This is a genomic window from Kushneria indalinina DSM 14324 (genome assembly GCF_003385845.1).
Classification (GTDB): Bacteria; Pseudomonadota; Gammaproteobacteria; order Pseudomonadales; family Halomonadaceae; genus Kushneria; species Kushneria indalinina.
Window position 1 is genome coordinate 926,315 of sequence record NZ_QRDJ01000007.1, and the last position, 22,062, is coordinate 948,376.

The following is a 22,062-nucleotide window of genomic DNA, read 5'->3' on the forward strand; positions in this document are numbered from 1 at the left end:
CTGCCGTCGTCAACGTTTAGACCATCTCGACCCAGTCCGGTGACTGAGCGACTTCCACGCGGTCAATGAATTCAAGCCTGCCCTGATCAAGGCGATAGGCGGCGACGTGGTGCGAGGCCTGGCCGGCCACCAGCATCACCTGCCCGCTGGCATCCAGTGCGAACCCTCTGGGCTGTGCCTCGACCTCAAAGGCGTCAATGCGCGTGAGCTCACCGCTGTCGGCGTCGACCTCGAAGGAGGTCACCAGCGAGCTGCTGCGCTCGGAGGCAAACAGATAGCCACCCTCGGCGTCGAGATGGATATCCGCGGCCCAGAAGGTGTCGGCCTCGCCCTTGTCCACCACGACCCTTTGTTTTTCCTTCATGGTCCGGGTGCTGCTGTCGTAGTCGAACAGCGTAATGGAGCCGTCCAGCTCGCCCAGCAGATAGAGCTGCGTGCCGGCGTCGTTGAAGATCAGGTGTCTGGGGCCTGTTCCATGGGGGAGGGTGACCTCGGTCGTATCGGAAAAGGGTGGCTGTGCCTCGAGACTGGCGCAGTAGAGCCGGTCGCCGCCCAGACTTGTGAACAGCAGATTGCGCTGATCCGGGTCGGGGAGAATGCAGTGGGCATTGGGCTCGGTGTCGTGTCGCCCCTGTTCGCCCTGGACACCGCCTTCGGAGGAGAGCTCGTAGGCGGCGACAAGATTGTGGTGATAGGACGCCGAGAAGAGACGGCCATCCCGCGTGGTGCAGGCGAGATACGCAACGCTTTCCTCGATGGGAAAGGTCGAGACCGGGGACAGGCGATGGCTTTCGCTGTCGATGGCAAAGGTGAAGATGCCCATGGGGGTGCCTCGACCGGCGGCATACAGGTGGCGCTGGTCCGGGCTCAAACACAGCGGCATGGAGCCACCGGCCTTTTCAAGACCGGGCAGCGTGACGCGCTCGATCAGCTCGAGACTGTCATTGGCATAGCGCACGAGGCAGACGTCGCCGGCGCCGCCACAGCCGATATAGGCAAAAAGGGATTGCGGTGATGACATGTGCCCACCTTTTTTTGGATGTGAAGGAACAAGGGTTACAGCCGTGCTCCTTGTACTCTAGCCTGTGAGTGTAGGGCTGCCTGGCGTTGAAGACCTCATCAACCATGGTCTGGCGCTTCGACAGGCGCCCGGGGGCCATGAATATCATGCGTGATGGTCTTGAAGACTCTGCACGGGGGCCGGTTAGGCACTTTGCTTTTACCGGGTGTAAACTTTTTGGCCTATGCCGATAGTATCGGTATCCCTATTGATGACAGGGCGTGCGTGGCGTACAGCACGACCTGACCTTCCATGTTTTCTGCTCAGGAATGAGCGACAAAAGGATCCAGAGCTTTCATGAGCGAATACTCCCTGTTTACCTCCGAATCCGTCTCCGAAGGGCATCCGGACAAGATTGCCGATCAAATTTCCGATGCGGTGCTTGATGCCCTGATTGCCCGGGACAAGCAGGCGCGCGTAGCGTGCGAGACGCTGGTCAAGACGGGAGTGGCGATCGTGGCCGGCGAGATCACCACCAGCGCCTGGGTGGATCTGGAGGACCTGGTGCGCCGGGTAATTTCAGACATCGGCTATACCTCTTCCGAAGTCGGTTTTGATGGCGCGACCTGCGGTGTGCTCAATCTGATCGGCAAGCAGAGCATTGACATTGCTCAGGGCGTGGATCGCTCCAAACCCGAAGATCAGGGCGCGGGCGATCAGGGATTGATGTTTGGCTATGCCACCAACGAGACGCCGTCCTATATGCCGGCGCCGATCCACTACTCGCATCGCCTGGTCGAGCGTCAGTCACAGCTGCGTCGCAACGGTACGCTGTCCTGGCTGCGCCCGGATGCCAAAAGCCAGGTCACCTTCCGCTACGATGAGAATGGCAAGCCGGTCGCGGTCGATGCGGTGGTGCTGTCCACTCAGCACGATGACAGCATCTCGCAGGAAGAGCTGCGTCACGCGGTCGAGGAGCTGATCATTCGTGACGTGTTGCCGGCCGAGTGGATCACCGAGTCGACGCGCTTTCACATCAACCCGACCGGCAAGTTCGTGATCGGCGGGCCGGTGGGCGACTGTGGTCTGACCGGGCGCAAGATCATCGTCGATACCTATGGCGGCATGGCACGCCACGGCGGCGGTGCCTTCTCCGGCAAGGACCCGTCCAAGGTGGATCGCAGTGCGGCCTATGCCGGCCGTTACGTGGCCAAGAACGTGGTGGCCTCCGGCATCGCCGACAAGTGTGAGATCCAGATCTCGTATGCGATCGGCGTGGCCCAGCCCACCTCGGTGTCCATCAATACCTTTGGCACCGGCAAAATCAGTGATGAGCAGATCATCGAACTGGTGCGCGAGCATTTTGACCTGCGCCCCTATGCGATCACCCGCATGCTGGATCTGCTCCATCCGATGTATCAGCTCACCGCCTCCTACGGGCACTTCGGGCGGGAACCGTTCGAACACACCTATACCTGGCGTGACGTCAACGGCGAGGAACAGACCGAGACCTTCACAGCCTTCCCGTGGGAGAAGATCGACCGGGCCGAGGCGCTGCGCGACGCGGCCGGACTGTAGGTTCTGCACAACAGGCCGGGGCCACGCCCCGGTCTGGTTGAAAGGCCCACGCTTGCGTGGGCTTTTTTATGCCTGAAGATTGGCTATGCTCAAGGGCGCTTGCCTGCCCTGAACAGACCGACCCTTCGATCGAGCACGTTTTTTATGCTGAACATTGCTGCACTGTTTATTACCGTCACCGCGCTGTTTGCGTGGTTCAACTACCGTTTTGTCCGCCTGCCGGCCACCATCGGGGTGATGGTGATCGCGCTGGTCATGTCGCTGGCGCTGATCGGACTGGACCATCTGGGCTTCACCTATATAACGGATCTGACCGAGCAGTGGCTGGGCAGCATCAACTTCAACGCACTGTTGATGGACGGCATGCTGTCGTTTCTGCTCTTTGCCGGCGCCCTGCACGTGGATATCGACAAGCTCAAGCGCTATCGCTATTCGATCGGCTTTCTGGCCTCGATCGGCGTGGTGGTCTCGACGCTGGCGATCGGCAGCGCCGCCTGGTGGCTGTTTGCCACCTTCCATATCGAGGTGCCCTATCTCTACTGCCTGGTCTTTGGCGCGCTGATTTCCCCGACCGACCCGATCGCGGTGCTGGGCATCATGCAAAGCGCCGGCGCCCCGGAGGACATGGAGATCAAGATCGTGGGCGAGTCGCTCTTTAACGACGGCGTGGCGGTAGTGGTCTTCACCCTGCTGGCGGGCGCGGCCACCGCCGGTGAGCAGCTCACGGCGACCCATTCGCTGATGCTGTTTGGTGAGGAGGCCGGCGGCGGCCTGCTGCTGGGTCTGATCATGGGCTATATCGCCTATCAGATGATGAAAAGCATCGATCAGTATCAGGTCGAGGTGCTGATCAGTCTGGCGCTGGTGCTGGGCGGCTATGCGCTCGCCACCTGGCTTGAAGTCTCCGGGCCGATCGCGATGGTGATTGCCGGACTTTTCATCGGCAACCGCGGCCGTGAGCATGCCATGTCGGAAAACACCCGGCGTTATGTGGACGGCTTCTGGGAGCTGATCGACGAGATTCTCAACGCCGTGCTGTTTGTCCTGATCGGGCTGGAGCTGTTGCTGATTCCGTTTGAATGGAGCTATCTGATGGTCGCTGCACCGCTGATCGTGATCATCCTGACGGTACGCCTGGTCACCATCGGCCTGCCGATGATGGTCATGCGTCGCTGGGCCGACTATCGCCGCGGCACCACTCGGGTGCTCACCTGGGGCGGGCTGCGTGGCGGTATCTCTGTGGCGCTGGCGCTTGGCCTGCCCGAAAGCGACTACCGCGAGCCGATCGTGATGATCACCTACATCATCGTGCTGTTTTCCATCCTGGTGCAGGGGCTGACCATCGGTAAACTGGTCGGTCATGTGGTGCCGGGTGTCGATCCGTCTTCCGGCGACTCGTAACATCATTGATCCCGGGCCTCGTGTTTCGCGCTGAAATGCCGATAGTACGAGCGGGGCTGGCGGCTTTTGTGTTGGGTGTTGACCATTCAAGGCGCCAGCCCGCTATAATTTGCACCAGATTCTCATGTTCCACGTCTTCGTGGGATGTCATGTCCGCCCGAGGGGCGCTGCAGCAGGGGCACGGCTCTTGCGAGGCTCGGGATGGATACACCGGATTCAACGGCGCCCGCTATCTGCCAGGAGTGTTTCATGGCTACTGCCGAAAACGCCGTCAATCAGGACTACAAGGTCGCCGATATCAGTCTGGCCGACTGGGGCCGCCGCGAAATTCGCATCGCCGAGACCGAAATGCCGGCGCTGATGAAAATTCGCGCCAAGTATCGTGATCAGCAGCCGCTCAAGGGCGCTCGCATTGCTGGCTGCATCCACATGACCATTCAGACCGCGGTGCTGATCGAGACGCTGATTGAACTGGGCGCCAGCGTGCGCTGGTCGTCGTGCAACATCTTCTCGACCCAGGACCAGGCGGCGGCGGCGATCGCTGCGGCCGGCACGCCGGTGTTTGCCTGGAAGGGCGAGACCGAAGAGGAGTTCTGGTGGTGCATCCAGCAGACCATCGAGGGGCCGGAAGGCTGGCGCCCGAACATGGTGCTCGACGATGGCGGCGACCTGACCCTGATGCTCCACGATGAGCATCCCGAGCTTCTGGACGCCATCCACGGCATCAGCGAAGAGACCACCACCGGGGTCCACCGTCTGGTCGAGATGATGCGCAAGGGTACGCTGCGTGTCCCGGCCATCAACGTCAACGACTCGGTGACCAAGTCGAAAAACGACAACAAGTATGGCTGCCGCCACTCGCTGTCGGACGCCATCAAGCGCGGTCTGGACCATCTGCTCTCCGGCAAGCAGGCGCTGGTGATCGGCTACGGCGATGTGGGCAAGGGCTCGGCCGCCGGTCTTCGTAACGAAGGCATGATCGTCAAGGTCAGCGAAGTCGACCCGATCTGCGCCATGCAGGCCTGCATGGACGGCTACGAGGTTGTCTCGCCCTATATCGACGGTGCCAACGACGAGTCGGGCAGCAACCTCGATACCTATATGCTGGGCAAGATCGATGTGCTGGTGACCACCACCGGCAACATCAACGTCTGTGACGCCGGCATGCTGGGCGCGATCAAAAAGGGCGCCGTGGTCTGCAACATCGGCCACTTCGACAACGAGATCGACACCGCCTACATGCGCAAGAACTGGGCGTGGGAAGAGATCAAGCCGCAGGTGCACAAGATCTATCGCGACAGTACGCCGGGGAACTTTGACCCGACCAGCGCGGACTATCTGCTGCTGCTCTCCGAAGGGCGTCTGGTGAACCTGGGCAATGCCACGGGCCATCCGTCGCGCGTCATGGACGGCTCCTTTGCCGACCAGGTGCTGGCACAGATTCACCTCTATGAGCGCAAATTCGCCGATATTCCAGTGAATGAGCGTCCGGAAGTCACGGTGGAAGTGCTGCCCAAGCAGCTTGATGAGGAAGTTGCCCGCTACATGGTCGAAGGCTTTGGTGGCACGCTCACCAAAATGACTCAGACGCAGGCCGAGTACCTGGGTGTGCCGCAGGAAGGGCCGTTCAAGCCGCATGAGTATCGCTACTGAGTGATGACCTGATCGGCGATATGATGCCGGTCTGATCCACAATAAAGCCGCCCCGACGGTCCCGAGAGGGGCTTTCGGGGCGGTTTTTGTTATATGGGGAAGGGAGGTCACACCGGTGCTGGCGGAGGCGATGATGGGCCGGGGGTATTAATCCTTCGTCGCAGGACACTGGGCCTGACAAACAAGTACGACATAATGGCCCACCTGCAAAAGGCCCTGTTCTGTCCCGCGACAGTGCCGGCCATTGATTCAACGTCCAGAGGTTAACCCCCCCATGCGCGCTCCCTTGTCCCTTGTATCGGCAGCCATGTTGATGACACTTTCTCTCCCGGCGATGGCGCACCCCGGGCATGAGCATGGCTCGGGCCTGGTCGCCGGACTCCTGCATCCGCTGACCGGGATGGATCATCTGCTGGCCATGATTGCTGTCGGGCTCTGGGCCGGGTTTGTCATGCCACAGCGGATGCTGATCGCACCCCTGACCTTCATGACAGCCATGGCCGGTGGCGCGTTGCTGGGCTGGGCAGGTGTGAGCATGGCGCTGGTGGAACCCGGCATTTTGTTGTCGGTGGTGGTGTTCGGGCTTTTGACGCTCACCGGCGGGCAGCAGCAATCCTCCAGAGTGACCAAAGCGTCTCTGGCCTGTATCGGGCTTTTTGCCGTACTGCATGGTCACGCCCATGCCACCGAGGCCAGCGGTCATGTGGGGCCGTATCTGGCAGGCTTCATGTTGTCCACCGCGGCGCTGCACAGCCTTGGTGTACTGATGGTACTGGCCGTGGCCAGAGGCAATGCCATGCAGTGGGTACAGCGTGCCAGCGGTGTCGCGATCGCTGCCGGCGGCGCGTTTTTGATGTTCGGTGCTGTCTGAGGCCGGCGGCCGCTAGCGCGCCATCAGCTTTTTAAGCTGGGTCACGGTGCGGGTATTGAGCACATCCTTACTTTCCAGCAAGCCGCGACGGGCCTGGGTCACGCCCAGCGCCATGTGGCCCAGCTGATCGGTGGCGTGGGCATCGGTATTGATGGCAAGCGCCACGCCGATGTCGCGTGCCATGCGTATCCAGCGATCAGCAAGATCAAGCCGGGCGGGCTGGGCGTTGATTTCAAGAAAGACGCCGCGCTCTTTCGCGCCGTGCAATACGGCCTCAATATCCACATCGTACCCTTCACGGCCGTTGATGATGCGCCCGGTCGGGTGCGCCAGAATATTGACGTGCGGATTGTCCATGGCGCGCAGAATGCGGCGGGTCTGTTTCTCTCGGGACAGGTTGAACTTCGAGTGCACCGAGAAGACACAGACATCGAGCTCCTTGAGGACGTCGTCAGGGATATCCAGTGCGCCATCTTCCAGAATATCCACTTCGTTACCCTTTAAAACGGTGAAATTCTTCAGCCGTTCGTTGAGCGCATCAATCTCTGCCATCTGCTCGCGCAGGCGTTTGGCGTCCAGGCCGTTGGCCATCGCCAGACGCTTTGAGTGATCGGTAATGGCGATATAGCGATAGCCGCGTTGTCTGGCGGCGCTCACCATCTCCTCGAGGTTTGCCTTGCCGTCGGAAGCGGTGGTGTGCATGTGCAGATCGCCGCGGATGTCATCCAGCGTGACGAGCTCCGGCAGCGTGCCTTCCCGTGCGGCCTCGATCTCACCACGATTTTCACGTAGTTCGGGGGGGGATCCAGGGCAGGTCGATCTGTGCCAGCACTTCTTCTTCGGTGCGGCCGGCCAGCTGTTGCTCACCCTTGTAGACCCCGTACTCATTGATCTTGAGTCCGCGATCGGTGGCCATTTTTCGAGCGGCAATGTTGTGTGCCTGAGAGCCGGTGAAATAGTAAAGGGCGGCGCCGAAGCTCTCGTCGTCGACCACGCGAACGTCCACCTGCAAACCCGAGTGCAGATGGAGGGTGGATTTGGTTTTGCCGTGAGAGACGGTTTCGGCAATTTCCGGATAGTCCATCAGGTGCGCCATGATGACCGGGCCGTCATCGCTGCTGACCAGAATATCAAGATCGCCGACGGTCTCGCGGCCACGGCGCAGGCTGCCGGCCGCGCTGAGTCGCTGTGCGCCCTCGGCGCGTTCAAGCCAGGCAATCAGATCGGCGGCAGCCTGGTGAGCTTCATCAAGGCGCGTGCGCGGTGGGGCCTCATCCAGGCGCTCGGCCTCCTTGAGAATCCCGGCTTCGGTCTTTTTGCCGAAGCCCTCGAGGGTATTGATACGACCTTCCCGTGCGGCCTTTTTCAGGGCCTCGAGGCTGTCGATGCCCAGCTCCTCAAAAAGCTGGCGCACGCGTCTGGGGCCCAGCTGGCTGACGCGCATCAGCTGTAAAAGCCCGGGTGGCAGGCGCTTTTCGGCCTCTTCAAGTACCGACAGGTGACCGGTGTTGATCAGTTCGGTGATCTTCTCGGCCAGGTCGCGGCCGATACCGGACAGCTCAGTCAGCGGCTCATCACGGGCCACCATCTCCTGCAGGGCGTGAGGGTGGGATTCAATGGCCTGTGCTGCACTGCGATAGGCACGCACGCGAAAGGCGTTGGCGCCTTCGATATCCAGCAGGTTCGCCAGGCGGTTGAGGGTACGGGCAATATCGGCGTTTTGCATGGGTCTCGGCTTCCGATCCGGTCACATGAGAGGAGGGTCAGAACTGCTGTCAGCGTAGTGGGGTCCCGGGTTTTTTTCGTCGCCAGACCCCCGGAGGCTGCCAATGACAGGCATAAAAAAAGGGCCGCAGGGCGGCCCTTCCTGAAAGGTGGGAATCACTCCCAGCCGAGCTTTTCCATGTAGGCGCGCGCGTGCACGTCGACGGCCTTGATGGCATAAACGACCTGATCCGGCGTGAGCGTATAGGCCAGATTATGGATCGATTCCCCTTCCTTGAGCGCGGCTTCGGCCACGCGATAAAGGTCGTCGTCACTGACATCCTTGAGCTTGAGTGCTTCCAGCGTCATCGGCAGCCCCAGCGCCAGGTAGAGATCGAGATACTCTTCCAGCTCAGCCTGCGGGGTCTGATCAAGAATCAGCTGGGCCACGGTACCGTAGGCCACCTTTTCGCCGTGGGTCAGTTCATGAATCTCGCCGTGCAGGGCGGTAAAGCCGTTATGGATGGCATGAGCGCCTGCCAGCCCGCCGCTTTCAAAGCCCAGTCCGCTTAGAAGCGTATTGGCCTCGACCACGGCTTCAAACGAGGGTGTCACGATCTGGGCTTCGTTGGCCTGCCAGGCGAGCAGGGCATGATCAAAGAGCACTTCTTCGCACTTCTCGCCAATGGTCTGGCCCAGAAGGGTGGCCTGGCCGCCGGCCATGTTGGTGGCGCTGGATCGAATGGCGGCGCGCGCCTCGACCCAGGTGGCCAAGGCATCGGCGATCCCGGAGGCCAGAAAGCGCGGAGGCGCCTTGACGATAATGGCCGTATCCACCAGCACCAGGTTGGGGTTCTTGTCGTAGAAACGGTAGGACTCGAACTCGCCATCGTCACTGTAGATCACTGACAGCGCACTGGTCGGGGCATCCGTGGAGGCGGTTGTTGGCAGCACGGCGCAGGCCGCATTCATTCTGTCGGCCACGCCCTTGGCGGTATCCAGCGTCTTGCCGCCGCCAAAACCGATAACCACACCTGCCTGGTACTTTTCGCCCTGCGCTACCAGCCGATCGATTTCGGCAGTGGAGGATTCACCTTCAAAGATGGCACGTTCAAAGCTGATATCGCTGCCCTTGAGACTGTCACTCAACGTCTCACCAACCATCTTCCAGACAAAATCGTCGGCGATGATCAGGGCCTGTTGGCCCAGCTGCGAGACGTAGTGGCCGGCGCGGGAGAGGGTGTTGGCGCCCTGGACATAGCGGGCGGGGCTGATAAAGACCTTTTCGCTGACAGCGGACATCAGTGTTCTCCTTTAATAATGGCAACGCGATGCATGCATAATAAGCGTAGCCGCTCTTGTTACCCTCTATTGGGGGAGATTCGACGGATGTCGATGTTATGTCGATAATTGTCCGTCATTGAAGGTATTTAATGCGACGCAGGTCATGCGTTGTCGAGACTGTCCGGGAGGATCCGATGGCCCGAAGGCCTAATGCACGCACCCTGTTTGTGTCCGATCTTCATCTGGGCACGCCTGATGCCCAGGCACAACTGCTGCTCAATCTGATGCGGCTGGTGCGCCCCGAAAGGCTGTATCTGGTCGGAGATGTCTTTGATCTGATTGCCATGAAGCGCCGGGCAATATCGGTACTGGATACCCATCAGCAGCGGCTGGTACGCCATATCCTGCGACTGGCCCGCACCGGCTGCGAGGTGATCTATATCCCGGGCAATCACGATGCTGCCTTTCGGACCTTTTGTGGTGAAACCTTTCGCAGCATCGAAGTCCGCCGCGACGCCGTGCATGTCACAAAGGATGGCAGGCGACTGCTGGTCAGCCACGGGGACGAGTTCGACGGTCATTTCAAGGCACCCAGGTGGAAGCTGGTCGTCGGAGAGATGGCGCTGCATACCATGCGTCGTACCAATCGCTGGACGGTTCAGGCCCGGCGTCGCATGGGTCGGCCGTACTGGTCGCTGTCGGCGGCGCTCAAGCGCCGCTCCAGCAACGTGAAAACCTTTGCCGGCGCCTTTCGTCAATCGGCTCTGGCACGCGTGCGTCGGGAAAACGTGGATGGCTATATCGGCGGGCATATTCACATCCCGTTTTTCGGCGAGTGCGAAGGCTTTGTCTACTGTAACGATGGCGACTGGGTAGAAAACTGCACGGCGCTGGTCGAAGAATTTGATGGCCGGCTGAGGCTGGTAGACTGGGAAAACAAGACGCTGGTGGATGATCCAAGGCCTCCCTCCGGCCAGCGTGAAAAGACCGAAGCGGAAGACTGGCTGGCCGATGAAGAGGTCGGAGTTGCCCCTGGTTAAAAAAAATTAATTTCAGGGCCGCTTTGTTAGTCTTGTAACAAACTGAATCATATCGGGTTTTAAAAGATTTTAAAAAATTGTGACGTTTACTTTTGAAACCCGATGATGACAGAACGTAGAATGTGCCGGAAAATCGCCCTGTGCGACATTTTGTCTTTATGATGCCGATGGCATTGTCAGATCCTGATTCCCTTCTTTGCAGTACCTGATAAAAACTATTCCAATCATGGAAAGTATTAATAATCGGTGAGGTCATGCCGATAAACAGTGACTGGTCACATCGTGCCCCTGGCCGATGTTCAAGCATGACGCCTGCCCACCCTGACAGCTGGTACTCCGGCAGGCGATGAGGAGATTGACCCATGACGGTTAATGTAACCCGAAGACAGTTCTTCAAGCTGGGGGCGGCCGGTGTGGCCTCTTCCAGTATGGCGATGATGGGGTTTGCCCCGGAATCGGCTGAAGCGTCCGTGCGTCATTTCAAGCTGACGCATGCCAAGGAAACCCGCAACAACTGCACCTACTGCTCGGTCGGCTGCGGCGTTCTGATCTATAGCCACGGCGATGGGTCCAAGAATGTGCGGCAGGAAGTTTTCCACATCGAGGGGGACCCGGACCATCCGGTATCCCGTGGTTCACTGTGCCCGAAGGGGTCAGGACTTCTGGACTTTGTGCGCAGCGAAGGTCGTCTGGAATACCCGCAGGTACGTGCGCCGGGCTCCAGCGAGTGGAAGCGCGTCAGTTGGGATGAGGCGCTCGACAAGATCGCGCGCTACATCAAGGATGATCGCGATGCCAACTTCGTCGAGCGTGACGACAATGGCGGTACGGTCAATCACTGGACCACAACCGGCTTTCTGGCCGCTTCAGGCTCATCCAATGAGGCCGGCTATATCACCCACAAGGTGGTGCGTAACCTTGGCATGGTAGCGTTCGACAACCAGGCGCGCGTCTGACACGGACCGACGGTGGCAGGTCTTGCCCCTTCATTCGGTCGCGGTGCCATGACCAATCACTGGGTCGACATCCGCAATGCCAACATGATTCTTTCGATGGGCGGAAACTCTGCCGAGGCTCACCCCGTGGGCTTTCGCTGGGTCACCGAAGCCATCGAGCACAACAAGGCCAAGTTGATCTGCATTGATCCGCGTTATACGCGTACCTGTGCGGTCGCTGACTACAAGGCCTTTATTCGTACCGGAACCGATATCACGTTTCTGGGCGGTCTGATCCATTATTTGATCACGACCGATCAGATCCAGCGTGAATACGTTCTTCATTACACCGATGCCTCGCTTCTGGTGCGTGAAGACTATGGCTTCGAAGACGGTATTTTCACCGGCTACAACCCCGACAATCACTCCTACGACGACAAGTCGTCCTGGATGTATGAGCTGGGCGATGACGGCTACGCCCTGCGTGACATGTCGCTTCAGCACCCGAGGTGCGTCTATCAGCTGATGCGCGAGCACTACAGCCGCTATGACATCGATACGGTGTCGAGCATCTGTGGCATGCCCAGGGAGCACATCGAGCATATCTGGTCGGAAATCGGCAAGATGGCCGTGCCCCATCAGACCATGACGATTCTCTATGCGCTGGGCTGGACGCAGCACTCGATCGGATCACAGATCATCCGTACTGCGGCCATGGTGCAGCTGCTGCTGGGCAACATGGGGATGCCGGGGGGCGGTATCAACGCCCTGCGCGGTCACTCCAATATCCAGGGTCTGACGGACCTGGGTCTTTTGTCTCAGCTGCTGCCGGGCTACATGTCGCTGGCCAACGCAAAAGAACAGGACTATAGCGCCTACATTCAAAAGCGTGCCAAGCAGCCGATTCTGGAAGGCGAGGTCTCGTACTGGAAAAACTACGAGAAATTCCATGTCAGCCTGATGAAGTCCTGGTTCGGCGATGCCGCCACCGAGGACAACAACTGGTGCTTTGACTGGCTGCCCAAGCTTTCCAAGCCGCTGTATGACGTGCTCGATACCTTTGAGCGCATGCACAAGGGCGAGCTCACCGGCTATTTCTGTCAGGGCTTCAATCCGCTGGCATCGTTCCCCAATCGCCAGAAGGTGACCGAGGGACTTTCCAGGCTGAAGTATCTGGTCGTCATGGACCCGTTGAATACCGAAACCAGCGAGTTCTGGAAAAACTACGGCGAATACAACGATGTGGATTCTTCACAGATCCAGACCGAAGTCATTCGTCTGCCCACGACCTGCTTTGCCGAGGATGACGGCTCGATCACCAATAGTGCCCGCTGGCTGCAGTGGCACTGGGCGGCCGCTCAGGGGCCGGGAGAGGCGCGTCCGGATACACGCATCATGGGTGAGCTTTTCATCCGTATTCGTGATCTGTATCGCGAGGAGGGTGGCGTTTTCCCCGACCCGATCCTGAATCTGGACTGGGATTACGACATCCCCGAAGCGCCTTCCTCGGAAGAGCTGGCGCAGGAGTATAACGGGCGTGCGCTGGTCGATCTGACCGACGATAACGGCAACGTCACCCGTCGGGCCGGCGAGCTGCTGTCGAGCTTTTCGGAAATGACCGCTGATGGCCGTACGGCTTCGGGCTGCTGGATATTTTCCGGTGCCTGGACCCAGGACGGCAACCAGATGGCGCGGCGCGACAACTCTGATCCTTACGGGACCGGCAATACGCTGGGCTGGGCATGGGCATGGCCGGCCAATCGCCGCGTGCTCTACAACCGCGCCAGTGCCGATACGCAGGGCAGGCCCTGGGGCAAGGAGAAGGCGTTTGTCTGGTGGAGCAGTGAGCAGGGCCGCTGGGTGGGTGCCGATATTCCGGACTTCCCGGTCACCTCCGATCCTGCGCTGGGCCAGGGCCCGTTTATCATGCAGCCGGAAGGCGTGGGTCACTTCTTCGCCGGCCAGAGCATGGTGGATGGTCCGTTCCCGGAACACTACGAACCGTTCGAATCGCCGATCGACAACAACCCGTTGCATCCGAACAACCCGCTGGCGAAAAACAATCCGGCAGGCCGGATCTATGACGAGGATCGCAAGGCGCTGGGCACTCGAGAAGAGTTCCCGCATGCCGCCACGACCTATCGTCTGACCGAGCATTTCCACTTCTGGACCAAGCACGCCCGTCTCAACGCTGTCGTGCAGCCGGAGCAGTTTGTGGAAATCAGCCATCAGCTTGCCGAGGAAGTCGGCGTGGTAGCGGGTGACTGGGTGCGAGTCTCCTCCAATCGCGGCTTTATCAAGGCCGTGGCGGTGGTGACCAAACGCATGCAGCCACTGCGCATCGGGGATCGTGATGTGCATCACGTGGGTATTCCGATTCACTGGGGCTTCACCGGCGTGGCGAAAAAGGGCTATCTGATCAATGCCCTGACGCCTGTCGTGGGGGATGCCAATACCCAGACACCGGAATACAAGTCATTCATCGTCAAGGTCGAAAAGGCATAAGGGAGGGCATATGATCAACTCACAAAATATCGTTGCCCGTTCCGCGACGACACTGCCGGCACCCCATGTACGTGACGACGTGGTGGAAGTGGCCAAGCTTATCGATGTCTCCAAGTGCATCGGTTGCAAGGCCTGCCAGGTCGCCTGCATGGAGTGGAATGATCTGCGTGATGAGGTCGGCGAGTGCCATGGGGTGTATGACAACCCCATGGACCTGACGGCCGATTCATGGACGGTGATGCGCTTTAACGAAGTCGAAACGGACTTCGTGGGCGGCGAGGATGTCAGCAAGGAGAAGGAACTCTCCTGGCTGATCCGCAAGGATGGCTGCATGCACTGCGCCGAGCCGGGCTGTCTTGAGGCCTGCCCGGCCCCGGGTGCGATCGTCAAGTATGCCAACGGCATCGTCGACTTTGATTCCAACAACTGCATCGGCTGCGGCTATTGCATCACGGGTTGTCCGTTCAATATTCCGCGCATCTCGGAAAAGGACAGCAAGTCCTACAAGTGCACCCTGTGCTCTGATCGCGTCAACGTGGGACTGGAGCCGGCCTGCGTCAAGGCCTGTCCGACCAACTGCATCGAGTTTGGCAGCAAGAAGGACATGCTGGCGCGCGCCGACAAGCGCGTGAACGACCTGAAAGAGCGTGGCTACGAGCAGGCCGGGATCTATGATCCGGCCGGTGTGGGCGGCACGCACGTCATGTATGTGCTGCACCACAGCGACGAGCCCGGGCTTTACAGCGGTCTGGCGAAGGATCCGCGCATTTCGCCGGTCGTCGGTGCCTGGAAGGGCATTACCAAGCCCATCATGTCCGCCATTCTGGGGATCACGGCGTTTGCCGGTTTCTTCCACTACATCACCAAGGGCCCGAAGGAAGAGCCCACGGATGAGGAAGTCTTCGGCGAAGACGATGATCATCATCGTGTGTCACGTGAAGAGGAGCATCGGTCATGAATTTCAAGAAACAAAAGACCATGCTGCGTTACGGCCCGGGGACCCGGGCCAACCACTGGGCCATGGCAGGCGCCTTCATTTTGCTGACGCTGTCAGGACTTGCCTTCTTTCATCCACCGTTTTTCTTTTTCAGTCACTCGCTGGGCGGGCCGGTCTGGTCGCGGGTCCTGCACCCCTTTATCGGCGTGGTGCTGTTTGTGCTGTTTGTCATCATTGCAGTGCGACAGCTCAAGTACAACATGCTGATGAAAAACGATGTGCAGTGGATGCGCCAGATGGGCGATGTGCTCAACAACCGGGATGACAAGCTGCCGCCGATTGGCAAGTACAACCCGGGCCAGAAGATGGTCTACTGGGCGCTGATCCTGTGCATTCCGGTGCTGTTGATCACGGGTGTGATCATGTGGCGACCCTGGTTTGCCGGTTTCTTTCCCATCCCGCTGATTCGTGTGGCAAGTCTTGTGCACGCACTGGCCGCCTTTATCGGGATTGCGACCATTATCGTGCATGTGTATGCCGCCATCTGGGTCAAGGGATCGGTCAAGGCCATGACCCGAGGTCGGGTGACCCATGCCTGGGCGAAGCATCATCATCCGCTCTGGTATGAAGAAGAAATGGAAAAGCCCTCGCAGCGTGCGGGAGACGAGGACGCTTCCGAGCGTGACACGACATCCCATCACGGAGCTCGCAATGACGGCCGAACATCAGGCTGAACATGATTATGGTGCTGCCCCCGGCGGGGTTGTTGAACCCCCCGCCGTGGTGCTGCCCGAACGGCGTCTTTTCAGCCAGCGGGCGCGACGTCTGCGCGATCTTTCCAGGCGTATGCGCTCGATGGCCGATTTTCTCGGTTTTGCCGCGCGCCTGGCACAGGCCCAGCATCAGGTATTACAAAAGCGTACCAGCACTTTCCAGCCGGACAGTCAGGCCTTTGATCTGGCACTGGAGCACGGTATGCCGCCGCTTTCGGTACAGTCACTGCAGACGGACCTGGACTGGCAGGAGGATCTGGACGCGATTTGTGACGCCCTGGAGCTCAACGTGGGACAGGCCCAGCAGCAGCTGATTCACCAGCTGCGGGCGCTGGACCCTGCTGTACGTCGAGAGATCGCGAGCGAGGTGCTCAGTGCCGGCAGCGGTACGGAGGATACTCGAGCCTTCATGCCTCTGGTGGCCGCTGCCCTGCAGGTGGCCTGGCTGCGTCAGTGCAGCGTTCTGCCGCGCCCTCCCAAACGAGCAGAAGGCACGGCGCAGACTGTCTGCCCCTGCTGCGGTGCGCTGCCGGTGGCGAGTCTCATTCAGGTAGGGCGGGAGCGTTCACGTGTGCGCTATATGCAGTGCTCGATCTGTGCCGCCGAGTGGTATATGGAACGGGCGCGCTGTACGACCTGCTTTGAAACCGGTCAGCTGGATTACGTCAGTCTTGAAGGCGAGGACGGCAAGCGTCCGCTTCCGGTAAGGGCGGAAACCTGCGGCGCCTGCGAAAGCTATGTGAAGATCGTGCATCTTGACACCGAGGTAGATGCCGATGCCCTGGCGGATGACTTGGCCAGTCTTGGGCTTGATATCATGATTGCCAATGAACGTGATATCGGACGCAGCAGCTATAACCCCTGGCTGATTGCCGGCTGATCCCTGCGGCCTGCTGTTGTTAACGCGCTCAATATGAGCGCGTTTTTTTATGTTGTTATATTAAAACGGTCTCTGAAAACGATGCCCGGCGCTTGTTTCAATACTTTTTTAAGGGATGATGACCGGCTTGAACGATGGTGTACCATATGGTTCAAATCCCGTCTGTCACTGCCTGTCCTCTCGCATGCGTCTGGATGAATGGTAGTGCCTGTATTACAAGATGAGACGTGTGTCATGCATGAACGCCCTCGTCCCATGAAAGGAGCTCTCGATGGATGACCCGCGACGTTATCTGCCGGCAGTTGATGTATTGCTGTCCCATCAGGCGATGGAACGCTCGCAGGTCAGCCGTCGTCTCAAAAGACGCGCCGTACGCGACCTCCTGATCGAGGAACGCAAGCGTCTTTCTCAAGCCAACGCGACGTCCCTCGATCAGGAGCAGCTGGCCACGAGGGCGCTTGTCAGGGCAAAGGCGCTGGCCGCTTCCAATGCGCCCAGCGTTTTCAACCTGACCGGCACCGTGATTCATACCAATCTGGGACGAGCGCCGCTGGCTGAATCCGCCATCGAAGCCCTGACACGTGCTGCTCGGCAGTCGCTGGCGCTGGAATACGATATCGACAGCGGGCAGCGGGGCGATCGCGACCAGGTCGTTGAATCGCTGCTGTGTGAACTGACCGGTGCCGAAGCCGCCACCGTGGTCAACAACAATGCCGCGGCCGTCGTGCTGACACTGTCGGCGCTGGGCGCCGGTCGCGAAGCCGTCATTTCACGTGGCGAGCTGATCGAGATCGGCGGCTCGTTTCGCCTGCCCGACATCATGCATACCTCGGGCTGCTATCTGCGCGAAGTCGGGACGACCAACCGCACACACGCGCGTGATTTCGAGCAGGCCATGGGGGAGGCCACCGGCATGATCTTCAAGGCGCATACCTCCAACTATGCCGTCGAAGGCTTTAAGGCTGCCGTGGAAGAGAGCGAGCTGGCGCGCATTGCGCATGCACGCGATGTCCCCTTTATCGTTGATCTGGGCAGCGGTGCGCTCACCGACATGGCCGCCCTGGGGCTGCCCGACGAGGCACGCCCCCGGCAGAGTATCGAGGCCGGGGCCGACGTGGTGACCTTCAGCGGTGACAAGCTCCTTGGCGGGCCTCAGTGCGGTCTGATCGTGGGCAGCCGTGACTGTATCGATCGGATCCGTCGCCATCCGCTCAAGCGTGCGTTGCGTGTGGACAAGCTGATCATGAGCGCGCTGGAGGCTACCCTCCAGCTTTATCGGGACAGCGACGAGATCGAGCGCGATATTCCGACCCTGGCGCTACTGACGCGTGCCGAGGCCGACATCGCGGCCACGGCCGAGCGTCTGCTGCCCATCGTTGCCGAGCGTCTGCCTCAGATGCAGGTCAGCATCGCCGCGTGCAAAAGCCAGCTGGGCAGTGGCGCGCTGCCGGTGGATCGTCTGCCCAGTCGCGCCCTCGTCATCACCCCGGCAACGCATGAGCGCCGCTCTGGTGAGCGCTCGTTACGCCAGATCGAGGCCGCTTTCAGGCAGCTGCCAAGACCCGTGATCGGGCGGCTGCATGATGGTGCACTGTGGCTTGATCTGCGCTGTCTTCAGAGCGAGTCCGATGAACATGCCTTCATGGAACAGCTTTGCCATCTCTCGCTCAATCGGGAACAGGGATCATGATCGTAGGAACGGCAGGCCATGTAGATCATGGCAAGACAGCCCTGATTCACTCTCTGACCGGCATCAGTACCGATCGTCTGCAGGAAGAGCAGGCACGCGGCCTGACCATTGAGGCCGGCTATGCCTATCCCGAACTGGTTGACGAGTTCGAACTGGGCTTTATCGATGTGCCCGGGCACGAAAAGTTTATCCACAACATGCTCTCGGGCGTGGCGGGCATTGATACCATGCTGCTGGTGGTAGCCGCCGATGATGGCGTCATGCCCCAGACCCGGGAGCACATGCAGATACTGCGTCTTTTGGGCATCGGTCGCGGTGTGGTGGCGTTGACCAAGTGTGATCTGGTCGAGCGGCAGCGGCTTGTCGAGGTGCGTGAGCAGATTCAGTTCCTGCTGGCAGGCTCGCCACTGGCAGACTCGCGCATCTTTGAAGTGTCCAGCCGTACCGGTGAAGGTATTGCCGAACTGAAGGACGAGCTCTGGCAACGGGCGCAGGCCAGCGATATTGAGGTAGCTCAGGGCAACTTTCGTATGGCCGTGGATCGCGCCTTCACCAAGACCGGCTCGGGGCTGGTGGTCACGGGCACGGTTGTGGCCGGCGACATCTCGGTCGGCGACAGCGTCAGACTGTTTCCCTCAAGTCGCGATGCGCGCGTCAGAGGGCTTCGTCGCCAGGGGCGGGTGGCAGAACATGCTCGTCAGGGTGACAGGCTTGCCCTGAACCTGGCAGGTCCCGGCGTTGATCGGGAAACCGTTCAGCGCGGTGACTGGGTGGTGGCCCAGGCACTCCCTACACCGTCGCTGACGCGCGTGGATATTGCGCTTGAGCTTCTCGAGGATGCACCGCCCTTGAGTCACTGGTCGGGTGTGCATCTGCATCTGGGCGCGTCGCATGTCACCGGGCGCATTTCCCTGCTGGAGGGGCAGCAGCTACTGCCCGGCCAGCGTATGCTGGCCCAGATGATACTGGAGACGCCATTACACGCCTGCATGGGGGATCGGGTCATTGTCCGTGATCATGGTGCGCGCCATACCATTGGCGGTGCCGTCGTGCTTGATGGTGCCCCGCCGCGTCGTGGACAGCGCTCGCCGGCACGACTTCAATGGCTCGAAAGCTGTCGGCAGGCGGTCATGGACAGCTCCAATGACATGCCTCTGGCCGAGCCGCTCAGGGTGGCCCTGACGCTGCGCCAGGACGGTCCGGACGTTTATGGCCTGGCGCGAAACTTCAATCGCACCCCGGCCTCGCTGGCCAGGGAATTCGAGGCTCTCGGCGCCCGGGTCATCAGTGCCGGGCAGGACATGCGGGCCTTTTCACCACAGGCGCTGGAGTCGCTGCGGGCACGGATTCTCGAGGTGGTCACCGACAACCACGAGCGTGAGCCGGCCATGCTGGGTACCGAGCGTGAGCGTCTGCGTCGTCAGGTGATGCCGGGGCTGCCCAGTGCCCTGTTTCGTCAGATCGTTCAGCCGCTGATGACAGCGGGGACGTTGAAACAGCAGGGGCCCTTTCTGTCACTGCCGGAGCATCAGGCGGCGCTTTCGGCCGAGGATGAAAGGCTCTGGCAGCAGATAGAGCCGCACCTTTCCGCAGCGCCCTTTGACCCGCCGAGAGTGCGTGATCTGGCCGGTCTGGAAAATATCGAAGAGGCGCAGGTGCGCCAGATGTTAACCTCCGCCGCTCGTCTGGGGCGTGTCTATCATGTGCGCCGGGACCATTTTTTCCTGGCCCGGTCAGTGCATGACATGGCCGACATGATTCAGCAGCTTGAGGCACAGCAGGGGGCTGCGCATGTGGCAAGCTTTCGGGATCAGCTGGGTGTCGGGCGCAAGCTGGCTGTTCTGATCCTCGAATTTTTTGATCGAATCGGCTATACACGGCGGGTACGCGATGATCATATCGTGCGTCGGGCCGACATGTGGCATTAATTAGGCTATCATGCGGCCACGTTGTAACACCTGCTGAAATCGTCTGGTTGCGGAAAGGCTTCGTTCCCCGGTGGGGCGCTCGGGCTTCAAACCCGAGAGGGGCTGCCAGCAGTCCCTGGTGGGTTCGACTCCCACGCCTTTCCGCCATTTCAGTCCAGTGTCAATGCAGGGATTTCCCTGCCGTCTGATCTCCTTTCAAATACCCCTCCCGCGTTTGATCATGAATCCTGCTTGATAAGACCCCCCGAATCTTTCATTTGGTTTGATCCATTGGCGTCGTCACAATACACGGCATCAATCGATGATTGACCGCTGCCGGCCATCGGCAGGCCAGAGGTGCTAAGTGCTTTGGTTCGGTCAACGGCGTGACTTGTCAAAAGGATCTTTAGACCCATGAGTGACCCTCGTTCACCCGACATCAGCTTCGAGTTCTTTCCGCCGCGTACCGACGCGGGCCGTGACCGGCTGCCGGAGGTCTATACCCGCCTGGCTGAACTCAATCCGCGCTTTTTTTCGGTAACCTTTGGCGCCGGGGGGACAACGCGTGATTTCACCTTTGATGCGGTTAAAAGCATGTCACGTGATACCGGCATCTGTACGGCGCCGCATCTCTCCTGCGTGGCCAGCGACAAGGACGATCTTCGCAGGCTCCTGAGGCAATATCGCGAGCATGGCATCAAGCGAATCGTGGCCCTCCGTGGTGACATGCCTTCGGGCATGCTGGGGGTCGGGGAGTTTCGCTACGCGCGCAATCTTGTCGACTTCATTCGTGAAGAGACCGGAGATCATTTTGATCTGACCGTGGCGGCCTATCCCGAGTGCCACCCACAGGCGAGCAGCTTCGAGCGTGATATCGATCATTTTGCCGACAAGGTGCGTGCCGGCGCTGACATGGCCATCACGCAGTATTTCTTCAATCCGGACGCCTACCATCATTTCGTGGATCGGGTTCGCGCCCGCGGCGTGGATGTGCCGATCATCCCGGGCATCATGCCGATTACCAACTACACCAAGCTTGCTCGCTTTTCCGAAATGTGTGGTGCCGAGATTCCGCGCTGGGTGCGTCGACAACTTGAAGCCTACGGCGATGACAGTGAGAGCATTCGGGCCTTTGGCCATGACGTAGTGACACGCCTTTGTCAGCAACTGCTGGATCAGGGCGCGCCGGGGCTGCACTTTTACACGCTTAACCAGGCAGAGACCTGTACGAATATCGTGACTGATCTCTCGCTTGATAAGATTGGCCATTGATTGGTGGCGTTCGGATAGACGAACTAGTCTTGTGGGTACGGTAATTGTTAATGAGCCGCATCGAGAGGACTTCCAATGAAAAGACTGTTTCTGGCTTCAGCACTGCTGGCACTGAGTCCACTGGCCATGGCCGACACCACTGTAGAGCTGCACAAGGCAACGGATGAGGGCGTTGGTGACTCCGTGGGGACCGTAACCTTCGAGGATACCGATTACGGGCTTCTGGCCACGCCCGATATTTCCGGTCTGCCGGGTTTTGGCATGCATGGTTTTCATCTGCACACCAACCCCAGCTGTGATCCCTCCACCGACGATGGTGAAGTGACCCCGGCCGGCGCCGCCGGTGGCCACTTTGATCCGGAAGAGACAGGTGCGCACGCCGGCCCCTATGTCGAGGACAGCCATCTGGGCGACATGCCGCTGGTGGTCGCGGACAATGATGGCAACATCAGAACGCCGGTGCTGGCACCTCGCCTGAAAGAGAGTGATCTCGCCGGTCACGCCGTTATCATTCATGAAGGCGGCGACACCTATAATGAGCCCCCGCATCTGGGCGGCGGCGGTGGACGCTGGGCCTGCGGCGTGATCGAAGGCGCCCGCTGAGTCAGGACAGCTGATCGTTCGTTAAAAGG

At 59.9% G+C, this 22,062-nt stretch carries 18 protein-coding genes, 1 tRNA gene and 1 riboswitch; of the genes, 15 read left to right on the plus strand and 4 right to left on the minus strand.

Features of this window, described 5'->3' with window-relative positions:
• Positions 1-16: 16 nt before the first annotated feature.
• On the minus strand, positions 17-1,021 hold the full coding sequence (locus C8D72_RS10875) for a lactonase family protein (protein ID WP_115854415.1): 1,005 nt from the start codon (positions 1,019-1,021) through the stop codon (positions 17-19).
• A 336-nt stretch (positions 1,022-1,357) separates the two neighbouring features.
• On the opposite strand from C8D72_RS10875, the gene metK reads away from it, so the two are divergent.
• The 4 genes from metK (at position 1,358) to C8D72_RS10895 (ending at position 6,503) form a co-directional block, all read left to right on the plus strand.
• Complete coding sequence (gene metK / locus C8D72_RS10880) at positions 1,358-2,578, plus strand: methionine adenosyltransferase (RefSeq protein ID WP_115854416.1); 1,221 nt, start codon at positions 1,358-1,360, stop codon at positions 2,576-2,578.
• 144 nt (positions 2,579-2,722) lie between these two features.
• Entirely contained in the window at positions 2,723-3,979 is a 1,257-nt protein-coding gene (locus tag C8D72_RS10885; protein WP_115854417.1) for a cation:proton antiporter, read from the plus strand.
• A gap of 153 nt (positions 3,980-4,132) precedes the next feature.
• Positions 4,133-4,214: riboswitch (S-adenosyl-L-homocysteine riboswitch) on the plus strand.
• Between the two features lie 14 nt (positions 4,215-4,228).
• Positions 4,229-5,632 carry an adenosylhomocysteinase gene (gene ahcY / locus C8D72_RS10890; protein WP_115854418.1) on the plus strand — a complete coding sequence of 468 codons (1,404 nt, stop codon included), beginning with the start codon at positions 4,229-4,231 and terminating at the stop codon, positions 5,630-5,632.
• Between the two features lie 313 nt (positions 5,633-5,945).
• Positions 5,946-6,503, plus strand: a complete 558-nt coding sequence (locus tag C8D72_RS10895) for a HupE/UreJ family protein (RefSeq protein ID WP_211308833.1) — start codon at positions 5,946-5,948, stop codon at positions 6,501-6,503.
• 12 nt (positions 6,504-6,515) lie between these two features.
• Here the strand turns inward: C8D72_RS10895 and C8D72_RS17595 are convergent, their stop codons facing one another.
• From C8D72_RS17595 to C8D72_RS10905, 3 genes are all read right to left on the minus strand, one after another.
• Entirely contained in the window at positions 6,516-7,391 is an 876-nt protein-coding gene (locus C8D72_RS17595; RefSeq protein WP_245955228.1) for a PHP domain-containing protein, read from the minus strand.
• Entirely contained in the window at positions 7,288-8,229 is a 942-nt protein-coding gene (locus tag C8D72_RS17600; RefSeq protein WP_211308835.1) for a helix-hairpin-helix domain-containing protein, read from the minus strand. Before C8D72_RS17600 ends, C8D72_RS17595 begins: the two co-directional genes overlap by 104 nt.
• A gap of 155 nt (positions 8,230-8,384) precedes the next feature.
• Positions 8,385-9,509: a glycerol dehydrogenase gene (locus C8D72_RS10905; protein ID WP_115854420.1), complete on the minus strand. Its 1,125-nt coding sequence runs from the start codon at positions 9,507-9,509 to the stop codon at positions 8,385-8,387.
• Positions 9,510-9,685: 176 nt separating this feature from the next.
• Here C8D72_RS10905 and C8D72_RS10910 point away from each other — a divergent pair, with 176 nt between their 5' ends.
• From C8D72_RS10910 to sodC, 11 genes are all read left to right on the plus strand, one after another.
• Complete coding sequence (locus C8D72_RS10910; protein ID WP_115854421.1) at positions 9,686-10,531, plus strand: UDP-2,3-diacylglucosamine diphosphatase; 846 nt, start codon at positions 9,686-9,688, stop codon at positions 10,529-10,531.
• A 362-nt stretch (positions 10,532-10,893) separates the two neighbouring features.
• The gene (locus C8D72_RS17880) at positions 10,894-11,487 is read left to right on the plus strand and encodes a molybdopterin-binding domain-containing protein (protein ID WP_115854422.1); all 594 of its coding nucleotides are present in this window, start codon (positions 10,894-10,896) and stop codon (positions 11,485-11,487) included.
• Between the two features lie 12 nt (positions 11,488-11,499).
• On the plus strand, positions 11,500-13,971 hold the full coding sequence (gene fdnG, locus C8D72_RS10920) for a formate dehydrogenase-N subunit alpha (RefSeq protein ID WP_115854423.1): 2,472 nt from the start codon (positions 11,500-11,502) through the stop codon (positions 13,969-13,971).
• A 10-nt stretch (positions 13,972-13,981) separates the two neighbouring features.
• Positions 13,982-14,929, plus strand: a complete 948-nt coding sequence (gene fdxH / locus C8D72_RS10925) for a formate dehydrogenase subunit beta (protein ID WP_115854424.1) — start codon at positions 13,982-13,984, stop codon at positions 14,927-14,929.
• Positions 14,926-15,642 (plus strand): formate dehydrogenase subunit gamma, encoded by a 717-nt coding sequence (locus tag C8D72_RS10930; RefSeq protein WP_115854425.1) that lies wholly within the window; start codon positions 14,926-14,928, stop codon positions 15,640-15,642. Before fdxH ends, C8D72_RS10930 begins: the two co-directional genes overlap by 4 nt.
• On the plus strand, positions 15,620-16,561 hold the full coding sequence (gene fdhE / locus C8D72_RS10935; RefSeq protein ID WP_115854426.1) for a formate dehydrogenase accessory protein FdhE: 942 nt from the start codon (positions 15,620-15,622) through the stop codon (positions 16,559-16,561). The genes C8D72_RS10930 and fdhE overlap by 23 nt, the downstream gene beginning before the upstream one ends.
• Positions 16,562-16,832: 271 nt before the next feature.
• Complete coding sequence (gene selA / locus C8D72_RS10940; RefSeq protein WP_115854427.1) at positions 16,833-18,251, plus strand: L-seryl-tRNA(Sec) selenium transferase; 1,419 nt, start codon at positions 16,833-16,835, stop codon at positions 18,249-18,251.
• The gene (selB, locus tag C8D72_RS10945) at positions 18,248-20,179 is read left to right on the plus strand and encodes a selenocysteine-specific translation elongation factor (RefSeq protein WP_115854428.1); all 1,932 of its coding nucleotides are present in this window, start codon (positions 18,248-18,250) and stop codon (positions 20,177-20,179) included. The genes selA and selB overlap by 4 nt, the downstream gene beginning before the upstream one ends.
• A 51-nt stretch (positions 20,180-20,230) precedes the next feature.
• Positions 20,231-20,326: transfer RNA gene (locus tag C8D72_RS17540), tRNA-Sec, on the plus strand.
• A 246-nt stretch (positions 20,327-20,572) separates the two neighbouring features.
• The gene (gene metF / locus C8D72_RS10950) at positions 20,573-21,430 is read left to right on the plus strand and encodes a methylenetetrahydrofolate reductase [NAD(P)H] (RefSeq protein WP_115854429.1); all 858 of its coding nucleotides are present in this window, start codon (positions 20,573-20,575) and stop codon (positions 21,428-21,430) included.
• Positions 21,431-21,505: 75 nt separating this feature from the next.
• The gene (gene sodC / locus C8D72_RS10955; RefSeq protein WP_115854430.1) at positions 21,506-22,033 is read left to right on the plus strand and encodes a superoxide dismutase family protein; all 528 of its coding nucleotides are present in this window, start codon (positions 21,506-21,508) and stop codon (positions 22,031-22,033) included.
• Positions 22,034-22,062: the final 29 nt, after the last annotated feature.